The organism is Comamonas sp. A23 (genome assembly GCF_004522605.1).
GTDB lineage: Bacteria > Pseudomonadota > Gammaproteobacteria > Burkholderiales > Burkholderiaceae_C > Comamonas > Comamonas thiooxydans.
In genome coordinates this window covers 290,754-303,486 of record NZ_RSDT01000006.1, presented here as the reverse complement: position 1 = coordinate 303,486, position 12,733 = coordinate 290,754, and the positions used below count along the sequence as shown (strand labels likewise).

Sequence of the window (12,733 nt, the reverse complement as noted above, 5' to 3'; positions counted from 1 at the left end):
TGCTGATGCAGGGCTCCTACGGCACCGCTTTCCTGAGCAAGTTCGGCTCCGGTGCTCTGGACGATGACGGGCAAGACATCGGCATGCTGGCTGCGCTCAAGGTCTGGGGTGCTGCGCTGCGCAAATATGCGCCGGAGGTGATCGAAGCTGCAGCCGACCGCATTGCTGACCACCACCCTGAGTTTCCACCCAGCTTGCCGCAGTTTGAGGCCCTGTGCAAAGCGGCTACGCCTCGCAAGACCTATGCGGAAGAGGCCGGCTTGCTGGCGCTGCCTGCGCCCAAGGTAGAGCGCCTGCTGGACGTGCCGGTCGAGCTCAAGGGCGACAGCAAGGACTGGGCTCGAAAGATCGTCGCGCGCATCAACCATGGCGACCAAACGGTCACGCGCCACAGCCGCATGGCAGCGATGGAGGCCCTGGGAATGAAGCAACAGCACGGAGAGGCTGCATGAGCAAATCGATGAGGTTGACAGGGCGCATGCTGAAGCTGGTTCCGAATGCGTCTGGCTCCAAGTACGGCAACAAGAAGATCGTGGCGGGCGACGGCACCAAGTTCGATAGCTTGGCTGAGCTCCACCGTTGGTCGCACCTGCAGATGCTGCAGCGCGGCGGCCACATCAGCGATCTGCGCCGCCAGGTGGTGTTCGAGATGGTCCCTTCGGTCAAGTTTGCTGGCGCTGCGCGCGCCCGGCCCGCCATCCGCTACATAGCTGACTTCGTGTACCAGGAGAAGGGCATTGAGGTGATCGAGGATGTGAAGGGCGTGGAGACCCCTGAATTCAAGATCAAGCGCCATCTGATGAAGGCACTGCTGGGCCGGGAAGTACGGGTGGTCAAGTGACGCAGGCATTGAACCCCGCATTCTTTGGCAAGGTCGTGCCGCTGGCTGGCCAGCGCAAGCCGCCGAGCACCTCGCGCATCACGCGGCTGGTGTGGCCGACCTATGAGCGCCTGAGCGACGGCCGCTACCTGATCGAGCACTGGATGGAAAACCGCTGCTGCAACCGGGTGCAGGTGGGCAGCAGCATGGTTTGCGTGGTCGACGACTACGGCAGTTTGGTGGCGGTAGAGGACAGGGGGCGGGCATGGTGGTGAAAAGCGCACTCGACAGCCAGGCTGGCGGCAGCCACTACAAGGACTGCAAGATCCAGCCGATCGAGTTCATCCATGCCAATGGACTGGACTTTTTCCAGGGAAACATCGTCAAGTACGCGACCCGGCACAAGGCCAAGAACGGTGCCGAGGATCTGCGCAAGGTGATCCATTACGCACAGCTGGCGCTGGAACTCCAGTACGGCGAGAAGCCCGAGGAGGGCGGCCATGCTCAATAGGCTGAACGACAAAGAGCGCGCCCACCTAGCTGCGGTCAAGGATCTACCCTGCAGTGTCTGCGATCAGCCCGGGCCCAGCGAGGCGCACCACATCGAGCAGCGCCAGCAATACACGGTCGTGGCCTTGTGCGAGAGCTGCCACCGCGGGCCGTTGATGGGCTGGCACGGTCAGCGTCGGATGTGGGCAATCAAAAAGATGAGCGAGCTAGACGCACTGAACGTGACTGTGCGGCGCTTGCTAGGCAATTGAAGTAATCAACGAAAGAGAGGGGCTGATGCGTAGAGACTTGAATTTGAATGTGCCCCAGGATTTGCAGCAGGCCGAGGAGCTGCTGGAGAGGTACGGGCGATGGGCTCAGGATCGGTACAAGAAGCAGCGCTGCGCAAGCGCGGAGGGGAAGTACCGGCCTCCACCCCAGGCCCGCAGCGATGACCAGCCTCTTGTTCCCCTCATGCCGGACTGGAGCGCGCGACATGTCCAACTGGCGCTGCAGTCCGTGCCGATGCAGTTTCGCCGTGTGCTGTTTGCGATCTACGTGCCGCAGCAAGAGCATCCCATGGCCGCGCGCCGCCGCCTGCGTCTCAAGCGCGATGTATGGGACGGCAGCCGGATTCAAGGCCTGCGCCACTTCTGGAGCATCTACCGCTTGCGCTACTTGACAAAGGATGCCACAATCGCGCCAATTCTCCGCGACACTGAGTCGTGTGCCCTGGTTGCCTTACGGTAGCCAGCGGCGTGACCAAAGCCCCAAGCCTTAGCCGCTGGGGCTTTTTCGTTTGTCTCCTGCCAGCCGAAAGCTGGTTGCTGCCGCCCTGGTTCGCCTCGGCGGCTTTTTTATTCCCGGTTCGCTGCCACCGAGCACGCCCGACGATCACGCACATTGCAGTAGGGGCGGATCACTCGGTGGCAGCACCCATTTGGAAGGCTCACATGTCCCTTGATGCAACTCATTCACGGCTGACTAAGGTGGGCCGTATCGTGATCGAGGGCGGCCATGTTCTGGTCGAAGGCTTTGAGGGCGATAACTGCTCCTGCCGCGATCTGGCAGTCCTCGCTTGCATGCACGGTATGGAAGTGCTGGCGCTGGAAGCCCGTAAGACCATCGAGCAACCAGGCGGCGGCCAGATCGGAATAGGGTGATAGCCATGCTTTACACAGCAAAGAACGCGCGCGGCGCGGTCGTGGTCGATGTGGACACCGGCGAGCGCTTCTCGCGCGTGTCCGAGGTCAGCACCTCAGGCGGCTGGATCAAGGTTCATGACAACCCGATGCGCCTTGATGCCCAGGGGCGCGTAGCAGGTCGGCGCATTCGTTTCCGTTCTGTCTATGCCATCCAGGGGATGGAGCGCATGCCCTGCCTGTTCCACTGCTACGGTCGGCAGACAGCTGAGGCTGCGTAATGGCAAAGCTGCAGACCCTCAAGAGCAGTGTGCCAATGCTGGACACCAGGCGTGTACAGACCATCCATGCCGGCAGCTGGCGCACCAGTGACCAGACAGCCGCACAGCGCGGCTATGGCTACAAGTGGCAGCAGGCCCGGGCTCAGTACCTGCGTGAGCATCCACTCTGTGTGAGGTGCAAGGCTGACGACCAGGTGACAGCGGCCGCGGTCGTTGACCACATCGTCCCGCATCGAGGTGATCAGTCACTGTTCTGGCGGCGCAGCAACTGGCAAAGCCTTTGTGCTACCCATCATTCCCGCGACAAGCAGCGCGAAGAGCAAAGGATGTGACCCATGGACCGGATGCAGCACCCATCAAACAATGCCGTGCTTGGCGCGCCAGCTGGATGGGATCAGAAGACGTTGCCTTGCAATGCGCTGCCTGTGACACGTACCGATTGGGATGGTGTGCCCGCAGTGGTCTCGTTCTGGGCGCCTACGCCTGCTGAGGTTGAGGCCATCAAGGCAGGCCAGCCGATCATGCTGTGGGTGGCTGGGAGCACCATGCCGCCTGTGGCGCTGATGGTCGAGGCGCAACAATGAACGACGCTCAGGAAAAGCTCGGCGTGCTAATTGATGAGATCGACTCACTCTGTGCTGCGCTCGGCATGCCCATACCAGACGCGATGCATGTGCAAGTGCTTCGAGCTTCGCTGCCGTTGAAGGTGAAGGCCATCAAGGCTGCGTTCATCGAGGTGACTGGCGAGAACCCCTGGGCTGAGATCGCAGCGCCAGCGGCTTCTTGACGCGGCTTGATGGCATCCCCAAGGGGTGGGGGAGGTCAAAGTCTGGGGCCTCTCGGCCTCTAGACCGCCCTGTTCCGCACGCGCAGAAAATTTCCCCCTGTATGAATAAATCCGGGGGTGGAATTCAAAGAAATCAAAGAATTCAAAGGAGCCGCTTATGCCAAGAGGTGGCGCGCGGCCCGGGGCTGGCCGCCCAAAGAAACAGCCCGAGGCGGTCAAGCCGCCCAAGAAGCCGGCCGCTAAGACTGCACCGCCCGCGGTAGATGCCAACGGCTACAAGGACGATCCGAAGTGGCCCTTCGGCAAGCAGCCGCCTGCTGAACCTGAGCCGCCGCCGGATCTGAGCGACCTTATGCCGCTTGATTACCTGCTTGAGGTGATGCGCGATCACACCGAGGAGCGCGGTCGCCGGATGCAGGCGGCCACGCTGGCCGCGCCGTACTGCCACCCCAAGAAGGGAGAGGCTGGCAAGAAGGAAGAGAAAAACGCTGCGGCGAAAAAGATCGCCAGCCGGTTTGCGCCGGCCGCGCCTCCAAAGTTGGTGGCCGCTAACGGACAGAAGGTATAGATATGGAATGGAGCACCGCTTGCATCGACTGGGAGGAGCGGTTGGTGCAGCGGAAGTCCATCATTCCGCCGCCGATCTTCCTGGACCAGGCCGAGCAGGCCTTGGCCATCTTCAAGGAGCTGAAGGTCGTCGACTTGCCAAAGGTCTGGGATGCGGAGCTCGATGAATACCGTTCCCCGACATTCGGGGAGTGCTCCGAAGAGTGGGTCTTCGATTTTGTGCGCGTCATCTTTGGCGCCTACGACGCCGACACCGGCAAGCAGCTGATCCGTGAATACGGTCTGCTGATTAGCAAGAAGAACACGAAGTCGACCATCGCCGCGGGCATCATGCTCACGGCGCTGATCCTGTGCTGGCGCGAGGATGAGGAGCACCTGATCTTGGCGCCGACCAAGGAAGTTGCCGACAACTCATTCAAGCCGGCGGCCAGCATGGTGCGTGCGGACGAGGAACTGTCTGCACTGTTCCACATTCAGGACCATATTCGCACCATCACCCACCGGGTGAGCCGCAACAGCCTGAAGGTGGTGGCTGCCGACACGGATACGGTCTCCGGCAAGAAGTCGGGAAAGATCCTGGTGGACGAGCTCTGGCTGTTTGGCAAGCGCGCCAATGCGGATGCCATGTTCCAGGAGGCGCTCGGCGGCCAGGTGTCGCGTGATGAAGGCTGGGTCATCTTCTTGACCACGCAGTCGGATGAAGCGCCTGAGGGTGTGTTCAAGGCCAAGCTGGATTACTGGCGCGATGTGCGCGACGGCAAGGTGGTTAGCCTCAAGACGTTGGGCATCCTGTATGAGTTCCCGGCTGAAATGATCAAGTCCAAGGCCTATCTGGATCCGGAGAATTTCTACATCACCAATCCGAACCTGGGCCGCTCGGTCAGCAAGGAGTGGCTCACCGACGAGATGCAAAAGCGCTCTCCTGAGCAGGACGGCGGCTTCCAGCGCTTCCTGGCCAAGCACCTGAATATTCAGATCGGCCTGAACCTGCGGGCCAACCGCTGGACCGGCGCCGACTTCTGGGAGAAGCGCGGCGACAACCGGGTAACTCTGGACTTCATCCTGACCGAGTGCGAGGTGGTCACGGTGGGCATCGACGGCGGTGGCCTGGACGACTTGCTGGGGTTTGCGGTGGAGGGAAGGTTGCAGGGAACGCAGAACTGCGTTCTGTGGAACCGGGCTTGGATTCACCCCATAGGGATCGAGCGCCGAAAGTCTGAAGAGGCGAAATATCGGGATTTCGAGAAAGACGGCGATCTGGTCGTCGTGGATCGGCCCAATCAGGATCTGGATGAACTTGCTGAGCTGTGCAAGCTGGTCTTTGACTCCGGGCTGCTGGCCAGGATCGGCCTGGACCCGGAGCGCACGCACAAGGTGGTTTTCCAAGCGCTTGTGGATGCAGGCATTCCCGAGGACTTGATCATTGGCATTTCACAGGGATGGAGGCTCACCGGCGCCATGGCTGTCGCAGAGCGCGGCCTGCAGGACGGAAGCCTGGTCCATGCCGGACAGCCACTCATGACATGGTGCGTCGGTAATGCCAAGGTCGTTCCGGCAGGTAATGCCTCTTTGATCACCAAGCAGGCCAGCGGTACGGCAAAGATCGATCCGCTCATGGCTTCTCTTAATGCCGTCACCTTGATGGCTACCAATCCACAAGCGGCCGGCGGCCGCTCTTTCTGGGACAAGTGATGAACCAATACCTTGAAACGCTGCAGCGCGGCGCTGCTGCGGTGCGCGCGGCATTGGTGCGCATTGCCCCGGATTCGCTGCTTGTCGGCGGCGCAGCGGCCATTTCCTGGGGCGCCTGGATGATCTATCCACCCTCTGGGTTCATCGTTGGCGGATTGCTTTCGATCTCTGGCGGCGTGCTTTTGATCCGGGGAGGTCAGTAAATGTCTTTCTTCGGTAAGGGTCTGGAGCGCCGGGCCAAAGAACTGACCTATGACCAGATCGCCAACCTGATTGACGGCGCGGGTGCGAGCCGCGTGGCGGGCGTGACCGTGACAGAAAAGACCGCCCTGCAGGTCTCTACCGTGCTAGCTTGCGTCAAGGTGCTGGCTGACGGCTGCGCCACGCCGGATCTGCACGTCTATCGCGAAAAGAAGGACGGCACCAGCGAGAAGGCGCTCAACATCCCTGAGTACCGGCTCCTGACGCGCCGTCCCAATGAGTGGCAGACCTCTTTCGAGTGGCGCCGGATGATGACGGTGCATGCAGCCCTGACCGGCGCCGGGCTGTCCATCAAGGTGCGGGGCGACAACGGGCGCGTGCGGGAGCTGATTCCCGTGCAGCCGGGGCAATGGGACGTGCGCAAGGTCAGCCGTTACGAGCTGCGCTATCGCTGCTGGGATGAGTTCGGGATGATCGGCGACTTTTCGGCGGACGAAGTCTTCGTGCTCAACGGCCTGCAGTGGGACTGGGCAAAGAGCATCAACGCCGTGACGCTGGCGCGCTCTGCCATCGGTCTGGCCATTGCCACCGAGCGCAGTCAATCGTCCATGCATGCCAACGGATTACGTCCCAGTGGCACCTACACCGTGACCGGAAGCCTGACCGAAGAGCAGCACACGCGGCTCAGCAAGTGGGTGAAGGACCAGGGGGGGGCCGAGAATGCCGGCACTCCTCTGGTGCTGGACCGCGACGCCAAATGGCTGAGTACCTCGGTGAGTGGCGTTGACGCCCAGCACGTCGAAACGCGGCGCCTGCAGGTTGAGGAGATTTGCCGGGGCTACGGGGTGTTCCCCATCATGGTCGGGCACTCCGACAAGACCAGCACGTTCGCCAGCTCCGAGGCCTTTTTTGCGGCGCATCGAATCCACACGCTGGCGCCATGGCACAAGGCCTGGCGCGACCGTCTGGACGAAACGCTGCTCGATGGCTCCGGCCCGCTGTTTGTTGATTTCGACACCCGTTACATGGTGGCCGGCTCCTTGAAAGACCGCGCACTGTGGGCTCGGACCATGGCCGAGACCGGAATCTGGACACGCAACGAGATCCGCGACGAGGATGGCAAGGACCCCCTGCCGGGCCTCGATGAACCGCTGACGCCGCTCAACATGAGTACCGGCAAGCAAGGGAGCGACGATGAAGAACAAGACAAACCAACGCCTTGAGCGCAAGGAAGGGCCAGGCGGCCGGGAGGTGCGCTCTTATGCGCTACAGATCAAGGCCACGGGCGACGACGGTTCTGTCGAAGGCTACGGCTCTGTCTTCGGGGAGCGCGACTCCTACGACGATGTGATCGCAGTGGGTGCCTTTGTCGACAGCCTGAAGGCGCACAAAGCGGCGGGCACCATGCCGGCCATGCTCTGGCAGCACGACGGCGCCAAGCCAATCGGTATCTGGACCGAGATGGTCGAAGACAGCAAGGGTCTGCGCATCAAGGGTCAGCTGGCGCTGGAAACCACCTTGGGGAAAGAAGCTCATGCACTGCTCAAGATGGGCGCGCTCAATGGGCTTTCCATCGGGTTCGTATCCAAGCAGTGGGCCTATGACCGAGATACCGACGTTCGCACCCTGACCGAGGTCGACTTGTGGGAGGTGTCGCTGGTGACATTCCCTGCCAACGGCAAGGCGCGGGTGACGAATGTGAAGGCGGCCGATGACCTGGCTGCCCCGAAAGATGCTGAGCGGCTCCTGCGTGATGCAGGTTTCAGCAAATCTGATGCGACGGCCTTTGTGTCGCGCGTCATGCGGATGGGAGAAGCGCGGAGAGAGTCCGCCGATTCGACCGCTGCGGCAATGCGTTCGGCCGACCGGCTGCTCGCTTCCCTCCAATCCTGAAGAAAGCACATCATGAAGAAAACTGTTCTGGCCCTGATGGCCATCCACATGGCGGCCTTTCAGGCCAAGGCCGGCGCCCTGGGCGTGTACGAACGCCATGACGATCCCACCATCAAGACCGTCTCTGACGCTCTGGACAAGATCGCCACGGCCTTCGAGGAATACAAGAAGGCCAACGATGCCCGCATCGAAGCCATCAAGACCGGCAAAGGGACGGCCGAACTGGACGCCAAGCTCTCGCAGATCGATGGCCACATCGAGGCCCTGGGCGAGGTCAAGTCCAAGCTTGAGAAAATGGAGACCAAGCTGTCCCGCCCCGGCGCTATGGACCCGGCCCGCCAGGAAGGCGAGAGCAAGGAAGCAGCCGAATACCGCAATGCCTTCATGGGCTGGATGCGCAACCCCGGCGACCCGGAGCGCCGCACCGCCCTGCAGCAGCGTGCCCGCGAGCTGAAAAAGTCGCTGCGCGTCGAGGGCAATGATGACGACGGCTGGGAAACCCGAGCCACGCAAACGACCACTACCACCGGCTCGGCTGGTGGCTTCGCGGTGCCCGAGATCATCGAGCGCCAAATCGCACGCCTGGGCCTGGAAATCAGCCCTATCCGCCAACTTGCCACCGTCCGCACTGTGGGCAGCACCGACTACAAGGAGCTGTTCGACGTGGGAGGTGCGGGCTTCGAGTGGGTGGGCGAGACCGATACCCGCAACCAGACCGACACCCCTAACCTGGCCGAGGTGACTCCCACCTTTGGCATGGCCTCGGCCAAGCCTCAGGCATCGGAGGAGTCGCTGGACGACATGTTCTTCAACGTCGAAGACTGGCTGATCTCCAGTGCTTCTGAAGCCATCGCCCAGGGCGAGGGTGCAGCCTTCGTGCTGGGCAACGGCACCAAGAAACCCACTGGCTTCCTGGCGGGGCCCACCCCAGTGGTCACGGCAGACGCAGCCCGCGCCTTCGGCACGCTGCAGTTCATTGCCTCCGGTCAGGCCGCCGCGATGCCCACGAGCCCCGACGTGTTCCTGGATTTGGTCTATGCGCTGCGCGCCCGCTACCGCACGAATGCCAAGTGGGTGACAAACCGCCTGGTGCAGGCAGTGCTGCGCAAGTACAAGGACGCCCAGGGTCAGTACCTCTGGCAGCCATCCCTGCAGGCGGGCCAGCCTGCGACTTTCCTGGGCTACGGCATTACCGAAGCGGAGGACATGCCGGGCGTCGCCGCCAACGCTTTCCCCCTGGCCTTCGGCGACTTCAAGGAGGGCTACCTGATCGCCGACCGAGTGGGCATGCGCATCACCCGCGACGAGATCACCACCCCCGGCTTCGTCAAGTTCTACGTGCGCAAGCGCGTGGGCGGCAAGCTGCGCAACACCCAGGCTATCAAGCTGCTGAAGATCTCGGCCTGATTCTGTGAATGGCAACAAGAGCCCCGCACGGGGCTCTTTTCATTGGAGAGCATCATGCAACTGAAAGTGATCAAGGCGTTCGACTGGGCGCACCGTGGTGTGCGGGTCGAGCGTTTCGAGGCCGGCAGCATCATCGAGACGAAAGACGAGGACCTGATCCGCGTGTCCGTGGAAGAGGGGTGGGCCGCAGAAGACGACGGAAGCGCGCCGCAGGGCAAGCCTTCGGCGGGCCTGAAGGTCGATGAACTCAAGGCGGCGCTAGTTGCCCTTGGCATCGAAATCCCCGAGGGCGCCAAAAAGGACGAGCTCGCTGCACTGCTGGACGCTCAAGGTAGCGAGCAGCAATGAGCCTGATTGCCATCGAGCGTGCCAAGCAGCACCTGCGCGTTGATGGGGATGATGAGGATGCCCTGATCACAGGGCAGCTCATGGCGGCCGAGCGCCTGGCTATGGCCTGGATCCGTCGCAACGTGTATGCCGATGCTCAGGCATTGGCTGCAGCGGTGGCGGCGGTGCCGGATGCGTTATCGGCGGCAACAAGCGCCTACGAGGACGCGCTGGAGCAGGCCATGGGCTTGCCGAACGCGCTCGAGCGGCATGCGGCCATTGCCGCCGCTCAGGAAAACTATGACGATGCCCAGGGCGAGGCAAAGCGCACGCGCCGCGGACGCGTTCTGGATGACCTGTTCACCTCTGGGGTGCTTCTCACTTTGGGTGCGCTCTACGAAAACCGCGAGACGCTGGAGCCGCCGCCCGTGGCCCAGTTGCTTCTCGATCCACTGAGGGCATATGGATGAAAGCCGGCACGCTTCGAGACCGCATCCGCATCCAGCGCCGTTTGCCCGGTGGTGGCTTGGGTCAGCCGTCCACCACCTGGGAGGATGCGCTGCCTGGGCCCATCTGGGCCAACATCCGCTTTGCGTCTGGGAGCGAGTCGATCCGATCAGGACAGGTCGCCAGCAAGGCGCAGGCCAGTATCCGCATCCGCAAGCGCTCGGGCATCACTGCCGAGATGCGAGCTTTGTGTGATGGTGTCGAATACGACATCAAGGCCGTCATGCCCGATCACCAGCACCGCGAATTTGTAGATCTGGTCTGCGAGGTGACCAATGGCTAGGGGCGAGAACTCGATAGTTGCCCCCGTTGATCTTTCGGGGCTGGAATCCCTGTTTGATGACTTGGGGGATGCTGCAGAAGAGGCTGCACGCCCTGCAGCGCAAGCGGCTGCACAGGTGTTCTATGACACCGCAAAGGACAATGTCTCTCGCATCAAGCGGGTATCTGGAAAGCTGGCTGAAGCCATCTATCAGGTCTACTCGAAAGACAACAGCGGGATTGGCCTTGCCACCTATCACGTCAGCTGGAACCACACCAAGGCCCCGCATGGCGGGTTGGTGGAATATGGCCACTGGCAGCGCTATGTGGTGGTGAACACGAAGAAGGGGCCGCGCAATGCAGTGAGGCCTGAGAAGCAAGGGCAGAAAAAGCCTCGACGGCGCGCCAGTCAGGCAGAGAAGGATGCGTATTACGTACTGCGCCCAGACGGGCCAATCTATGTGCCGGGAAAGGCTTTTATGCGAGGGGCTCAGCGCGCCGCTGGCGCTGCGGTGCTTGCCTCGGCTGATGTGCTTTGGCAGGCTTTGGAAAAGGTGAAGTGATGGATGAAGCTCTGCATGCAGCCATTGCGGCCGTGATTCCGAACTGCTTCGGCACCGTGGCTCCGGCCAATGCGCAAACGCCTTACGTGATCTGGCAGCGCATCGGCGGCGATACCAGCGAATACCTGGACAACGAAGATTCCCAGCTTGATGGCGCCGATGTGCAGATTCGCATCTTCAGCCAAGACGTCCTTGAGCCGAAGCGGCTGATGCCTCTGCTGGTGAGCGCGCTTCGTCAGCATCCAGACCTGACCATTCGCCCGGTCGGAAACTTCCGCGATGACTTCGATCACGATATGAACCTCTTTGTGGCCGATCGGGATTTTGAGGTGAACTATCACAATACTTATAATTGAATCGTTTTGTTACTAATCAATTAAAATGAAACTCTTGAAAGCATTGTTAGCTGTTGTCGCTATTGCCCTAACAGGCTGCGCCACAAATCAAATCATGTTCGAAAAGCCGGGAGCGACTCAGGAGCAATTCCAGCGTGATCGAATGACGTGTCGGCAGATGGGAATGCAGTCCGCAATGGCAAATGGTCTTGCAGGTAATATGTTTGTTGAGGTTTGGATTAATGACGAAACAACCAAGTGCCTCAAAAGTATTGGATACGAAACTCGCGTAGTTCCTAAATAAGAAAAGCCACCTCCGGGTGGCTTTTCTTTTGCCCGAAAGGGCTTGCAACCCGCCAAGGGCAATCCTGGCGGGTTTTTCTTTGCCTGAAAGGGGCACAACCATGCGCAAAGTTCCTCTGCCCGACGGGGCAAAACTCTATCTGTACACCGCAGCGCTGACGGCCTTGGCCGCCGGCGAAATGTCCAATGCCGCACATGCGGTGGTGACTGTGGCCAACACCTTGGCGGTCAACGCTGTGGTGGTCATCACCAGCGATGACTACCCCGAGCTGGAAGGCCGTGTGGCTCGCGCCAAGGCTGTGACGGCCGATAACGTCACTCTGGAGGGCGTCGACACGCTTGACCTCGAGAAATTTCCCCCTGGTGGATCCGTAGCGCTGATTCCGCTGGTTGCCAACGAATGGCAGCGCCTGCCGTATGTGCCGACTTTTGGTCTGACCGGCGGCGACATCAAGACGGGCAGCAGCTCGTACCTGGACGTCCCTACAGATCAGGAGTTCAGTACGGGTCGCAATGCGCGCCGCCTGGAATACACCAACAGCTGGAAACAGGATGGCGCGGCCCGCGCTGCGCTGAAGGCTTCGGACGGCATGGAGTCTGTGCACCGTCTGGACTTCAAGGACGGCTCCGCCAGCTACTACGTGGGCGAGTTGACCTATGACGACGTGCCCAGCACCGAAAAGGGAGCCGAGATGACCACCAAGTCCACGGTGCTGCTGCGTGGTGATCCGACTAACCTGCCTAAGGCTGCTTGACTATGACCGAGCAGATTGCACGCCAGATCGTGCTGGGTCAGCGGCCCAAGGGCATCGTTCACTCGCTCAAGATTCCTATGCTGGATGGGACGGAGGGGCTGCTCCCCGTGACATTCCGTTACCGCGACCGCGTGGAGTTTGGTGAGTTCCTGGACAGTCTCCACGGGGTCCAGGTCCCGCACTTTGATGGGACTGCTGCCAATGCCTCCAAGCAATTGCAGCGCGGAGCAGTGCAAATTAACGGCCAGTATGTTTTGAGCTGTCTGGAGGACTGGGGGCTTGACATTCCCTTGAACCTGGACAACTGCATCCAATTGGCGCGTGAGATTCCTGCAGCCGTGCAAGCGGTGATGGATGCCTATCGGCAGATCTGCATCGAGGGCCGCCTGGGAAACTGATCGCG

25 protein-coding genes are annotated in these 12,733 nt (G+C 61.2%); all 25 read left to right on the top strand.

What is annotated here, in order from left to right; all coding sequences use genetic code 11:
• Positions 1 to 452, top strand: a 452-nt coding sequence (locus EIC84_RS26000; protein ID WP_167599006.1) for a hypothetical protein, incomplete at its 5' end; no start/stop codon positions are given.
• The gene (locus tag EIC84_RS15975) at positions 449 to 841 is read left to right on the top strand and encodes a DUF1064 domain-containing protein (RefSeq protein WP_237704379.1); all 393 of its coding nucleotides are present in this window, start codon (positions 449 to 451) and stop codon (positions 839 to 841) included. The genes EIC84_RS26000 and EIC84_RS15975, both read left to right, overlap by 4 nt.
• A gap of 8 nt (positions 842 to 849) precedes the next feature.
• On the top strand, positions 850 to 1,095 hold the full coding sequence (locus tag EIC84_RS15970) for a hypothetical protein (RefSeq protein ID WP_218894993.1): 246 nt from the start codon (positions 850 to 852) through the stop codon (positions 1,093 to 1,095).
• On the top strand, positions 1,086 to 1,331 hold the full coding sequence (locus tag EIC84_RS15965; RefSeq protein WP_003061163.1) for a DUF3310 domain-containing protein: 246 nt from the start codon (positions 1,086 to 1,088) through the stop codon (positions 1,329 to 1,331). The genes EIC84_RS15970 and EIC84_RS15965 overlap by 10 nt, the downstream gene beginning before the upstream one ends.
• Positions 1,321 to 1,581: a hypothetical protein gene (locus tag EIC84_RS15960; RefSeq protein ID WP_003061165.1), complete on the top strand. Its 261-nt coding sequence runs from the start codon at positions 1,321 to 1,323 to the stop codon at positions 1,579 to 1,581. Before EIC84_RS15965 ends, EIC84_RS15960 begins: the two co-directional genes overlap by 11 nt.
• A gap of 37 nt (positions 1,582 to 1,618) precedes the next feature.
• Positions 1,619 to 2,059, top strand: coding sequence for a hypothetical protein (locus EIC84_RS15955; RefSeq protein ID WP_237704380.1), 441 nt, complete (start codon positions 1,619 to 1,621; stop codon positions 2,057 to 2,059).
• Between the two features lie 203 nt (positions 2,060 to 2,262).
• Positions 2,263 to 2,472, top strand: coding sequence for a hypothetical protein (locus EIC84_RS15950; protein ID WP_003061169.1), 210 nt, complete (start codon positions 2,263 to 2,265; stop codon positions 2,470 to 2,472).
• A 5-nt stretch (positions 2,473 to 2,477) separates the two neighbouring features.
• Complete coding sequence (locus EIC84_RS15945) at positions 2,478 to 2,732, top strand: hypothetical protein (RefSeq protein WP_003061171.1); 255 nt, start codon at positions 2,478 to 2,480, stop codon at positions 2,730 to 2,732.
• A complete protein-coding gene (locus EIC84_RS15940) occupies positions 2,732 to 3,064 on the top strand; it encodes an HNH endonuclease (RefSeq protein ID WP_003061173.1) in 333 nt (110 codons plus the stop codon). Before EIC84_RS15945 ends, EIC84_RS15940 begins: the two co-directional genes overlap by 1 nt.
• A 93-nt stretch (positions 3,065 to 3,157) precedes the next feature.
• Positions 3,158 to 3,316, top strand: coding sequence for a hypothetical protein (locus tag EIC84_RS26345; RefSeq protein ID WP_237704382.1), 159 nt, complete (start codon positions 3,158 to 3,160; stop codon positions 3,314 to 3,316).
• Positions 3,313 to 3,519 carry a hypothetical protein gene (locus EIC84_RS15930; protein ID WP_003061176.1) on the top strand — a complete coding sequence of 69 codons (207 nt, stop codon included), beginning with the start codon at positions 3,313 to 3,315 and terminating at the stop codon, positions 3,517 to 3,519. The genes EIC84_RS26345 and EIC84_RS15930 overlap by 4 nt, the downstream gene beginning before the upstream one ends.
• Before the next feature lie 157 nt (positions 3,520 to 3,676).
• On the top strand, positions 3,677 to 4,087 hold the full coding sequence (locus EIC84_RS26200; RefSeq protein WP_003061178.1) for a hypothetical protein: 411 nt from the start codon (positions 3,677 to 3,679) through the stop codon (positions 4,085 to 4,087).
• 2 nt (positions 4,088 to 4,089) lie between these two features.
• A complete protein-coding gene (locus EIC84_RS15920) occupies positions 4,090 to 5,778 on the top strand; it encodes a terminase large subunit (protein ID WP_003061180.1) in 1,689 nt (562 codons plus the stop codon).
• Positions 5,778 to 5,981, top strand: a complete 204-nt coding sequence (locus EIC84_RS15915; protein WP_003061181.1) for a hypothetical protein — start codon at positions 5,778 to 5,780, stop codon at positions 5,979 to 5,981. Before EIC84_RS15920 ends, EIC84_RS15915 begins: the two co-directional genes overlap by 1 nt.
• Complete coding sequence (locus tag EIC84_RS15910; protein ID WP_003061183.1) at positions 5,982 to 7,202, top strand: phage portal protein; 1,221 nt, start codon at positions 5,982 to 5,984, stop codon at positions 7,200 to 7,202.
• Positions 7,174 to 7,872: an HK97 family phage prohead protease gene (locus EIC84_RS15905; protein ID WP_003061184.1), complete on the top strand. Its 699-nt coding sequence runs from the start codon at positions 7,174 to 7,176 to the stop codon at positions 7,870 to 7,872. The genes EIC84_RS15910 and EIC84_RS15905 overlap by 29 nt, the downstream gene beginning before the upstream one ends.
• A 12-nt stretch (positions 7,873 to 7,884) precedes the next feature.
• A complete protein-coding gene (locus tag EIC84_RS15900) occupies positions 7,885 to 9,279 on the top strand; it encodes a phage major capsid protein (protein ID WP_003061186.1) in 1,395 nt (464 codons plus the stop codon).
• Positions 9,280 to 9,333: 54 nt separating this feature from the next.
• On the top strand, positions 9,334 to 9,627 hold the full coding sequence (locus EIC84_RS15895; RefSeq protein ID WP_003061188.1) for a HeH/LEM domain-containing protein: 294 nt from the start codon (positions 9,334 to 9,336) through the stop codon (positions 9,625 to 9,627).
• Complete coding sequence (locus tag EIC84_RS15890) at positions 9,624 to 10,076, top strand: head-tail connector protein (RefSeq protein WP_003061190.1); 453 nt, start codon at positions 9,624 to 9,626, stop codon at positions 10,074 to 10,076. The genes EIC84_RS15895 and EIC84_RS15890 overlap by 4 nt, the downstream gene beginning before the upstream one ends.
• Positions 10,073 to 10,396, top strand: coding sequence for a phage head closure protein (locus EIC84_RS15885; RefSeq protein WP_003061192.1), 324 nt, complete (start codon positions 10,073 to 10,075; stop codon positions 10,394 to 10,396). Before EIC84_RS15890 ends, EIC84_RS15885 begins: the two co-directional genes overlap by 4 nt.
• Positions 10,389 to 10,937, top strand: a complete 549-nt coding sequence (locus tag EIC84_RS15880) for an HK97 gp10 family phage protein (RefSeq protein WP_034361143.1) — start codon at positions 10,389 to 10,391, stop codon at positions 10,935 to 10,937. The genes EIC84_RS15885 and EIC84_RS15880 overlap by 8 nt, the downstream gene beginning before the upstream one ends.
• Positions 10,937 to 11,293 carry a DUF3168 domain-containing protein gene (locus EIC84_RS15875; protein ID WP_003061196.1) on the top strand — a complete coding sequence of 119 codons (357 nt, stop codon included), beginning with the start codon at positions 10,937 to 10,939 and terminating at the stop codon, positions 11,291 to 11,293. The genes EIC84_RS15880 and EIC84_RS15875 overlap by 1 nt, the downstream gene beginning before the upstream one ends.
• Before the next feature lie 25 nt (positions 11,294 to 11,318).
• Positions 11,319 to 11,576, top strand: a complete 258-nt coding sequence (locus tag EIC84_RS15870; RefSeq protein ID WP_034361146.1) for a hypothetical protein — start codon at positions 11,319 to 11,321, stop codon at positions 11,574 to 11,576.
• A 100-nt stretch (positions 11,577 to 11,676) separates the two neighbouring features.
• On the top strand, positions 11,677 to 12,330 hold the full coding sequence (locus EIC84_RS15865; protein WP_003061198.1) for a phage tail tube protein: 654 nt from the start codon (positions 11,677 to 11,679) through the stop codon (positions 12,328 to 12,330).
• Positions 12,331 to 12,332: 2 nt separating this feature from the next.
• Entirely contained in the window at positions 12,333 to 12,728 is a 396-nt protein-coding gene (locus EIC84_RS15860; RefSeq protein ID WP_003061201.1) for a phage tail assembly chaperone, read from the top strand.
• Positions 12,729 to 12,733: the final 5 nt, after the last annotated feature.

Bases quoted from the DNA above. Each gene is read 5' to 3' on its own strand.
- EIC84_RS15975 (WP_237704379.1), top strand. From the start codon at position 449: ATGAGCAAATCGATGAGGTTGACAGGGCGCATGCTGAAGCTGGTTCCG.
- EIC84_RS15965 (WP_003061163.1), top strand. From the start codon at position 1,086: ATGGTGGTGAAAAGCGCACTCGACAGCCAGGCTGGCGGCAGCCACTAC.
- EIC84_RS15960 (WP_003061165.1), top strand. From the start codon at position 1,321: ATGCTCAATAGGCTGAACGACAAAGAGCGCGCCCACCTAGCTGCGGTC.
- EIC84_RS15950 (WP_003061169.1), top strand. From the start codon at position 2,263: ATGTCCCTTGATGCAACTCATTCACGGCTGACTAAGGTGGGCCGTATC.
- EIC84_RS15945 (WP_003061171.1), top strand. From the start codon at position 2,478: ATGCTTTACACAGCAAAGAACGCGCGCGGCGCGGTCGTGGTCGATGTG.
- EIC84_RS15940 (WP_003061173.1), top strand. From the start codon at position 2,732: ATGGCAAAGCTGCAGACCCTCAAGAGCAGTGTGCCAATGCTGGACACC.
- EIC84_RS15930 (WP_003061176.1), top strand. From the start codon at position 3,313: ATGAACGACGCTCAGGAAAAGCTCGGCGTGCTAATTGATGAGATCGAC.
- EIC84_RS26200 (WP_003061178.1), top strand. From the start codon at position 3,677: ATGCCAAGAGGTGGCGCGCGGCCCGGGGCTGGCCGCCCAAAGAAACAG.
- EIC84_RS15920 (WP_003061180.1), top strand. From the start codon at position 4,090: ATGGAATGGAGCACCGCTTGCATCGACTGGGAGGAGCGGTTGGTGCAG.
- EIC84_RS15915 (WP_003061181.1), top strand. From the start codon at position 5,778: ATGAACCAATACCTTGAAACGCTGCAGCGCGGCGCTGCTGCGGTGCGC.
- EIC84_RS15910 (WP_003061183.1), top strand. From the start codon at position 5,982: ATGTCTTTCTTCGGTAAGGGTCTGGAGCGCCGGGCCAAAGAACTGACC.
- EIC84_RS15905 (WP_003061184.1), top strand. From the start codon at position 7,174: ATGAAGAACAAGACAAACCAACGCCTTGAGCGCAAGGAAGGGCCAGGC.
- EIC84_RS15900 (WP_003061186.1), top strand. From the start codon at position 7,885: ATGAAGAAAACTGTTCTGGCCCTGATGGCCATCCACATGGCGGCCTTT.
- EIC84_RS15895 (WP_003061188.1), top strand. From the start codon at position 9,334: ATGCAACTGAAAGTGATCAAGGCGTTCGACTGGGCGCACCGTGGTGTG.
- EIC84_RS15890 (WP_003061190.1), top strand. From the start codon at position 9,624: ATGAGCCTGATTGCCATCGAGCGTGCCAAGCAGCACCTGCGCGTTGAT.
- EIC84_RS15885 (WP_003061192.1), top strand. From the start codon at position 10,073: ATGAAAGCCGGCACGCTTCGAGACCGCATCCGCATCCAGCGCCGTTTG.
- EIC84_RS15880 (WP_034361143.1), top strand. From the start codon at position 10,389: ATGGCTAGGGGCGAGAACTCGATAGTTGCCCCCGTTGATCTTTCGGGG.
- EIC84_RS15875 (WP_003061196.1), top strand. From the start codon at position 10,937: ATGGATGAAGCTCTGCATGCAGCCATTGCGGCCGTGATTCCGAACTGC.
- EIC84_RS15870 (WP_034361146.1), top strand. From the start codon at position 11,319: ATGAAACTCTTGAAAGCATTGTTAGCTGTTGTCGCTATTGCCCTAACA.
- EIC84_RS15865 (WP_003061198.1), top strand. From the start codon at position 11,677: ATGCGCAAAGTTCCTCTGCCCGACGGGGCAAAACTCTATCTGTACACC.
- EIC84_RS15860 (WP_003061201.1), top strand. From the start codon at position 12,333: ATGACCGAGCAGATTGCACGCCAGATCGTGCTGGGTCAGCGGCCCAAG.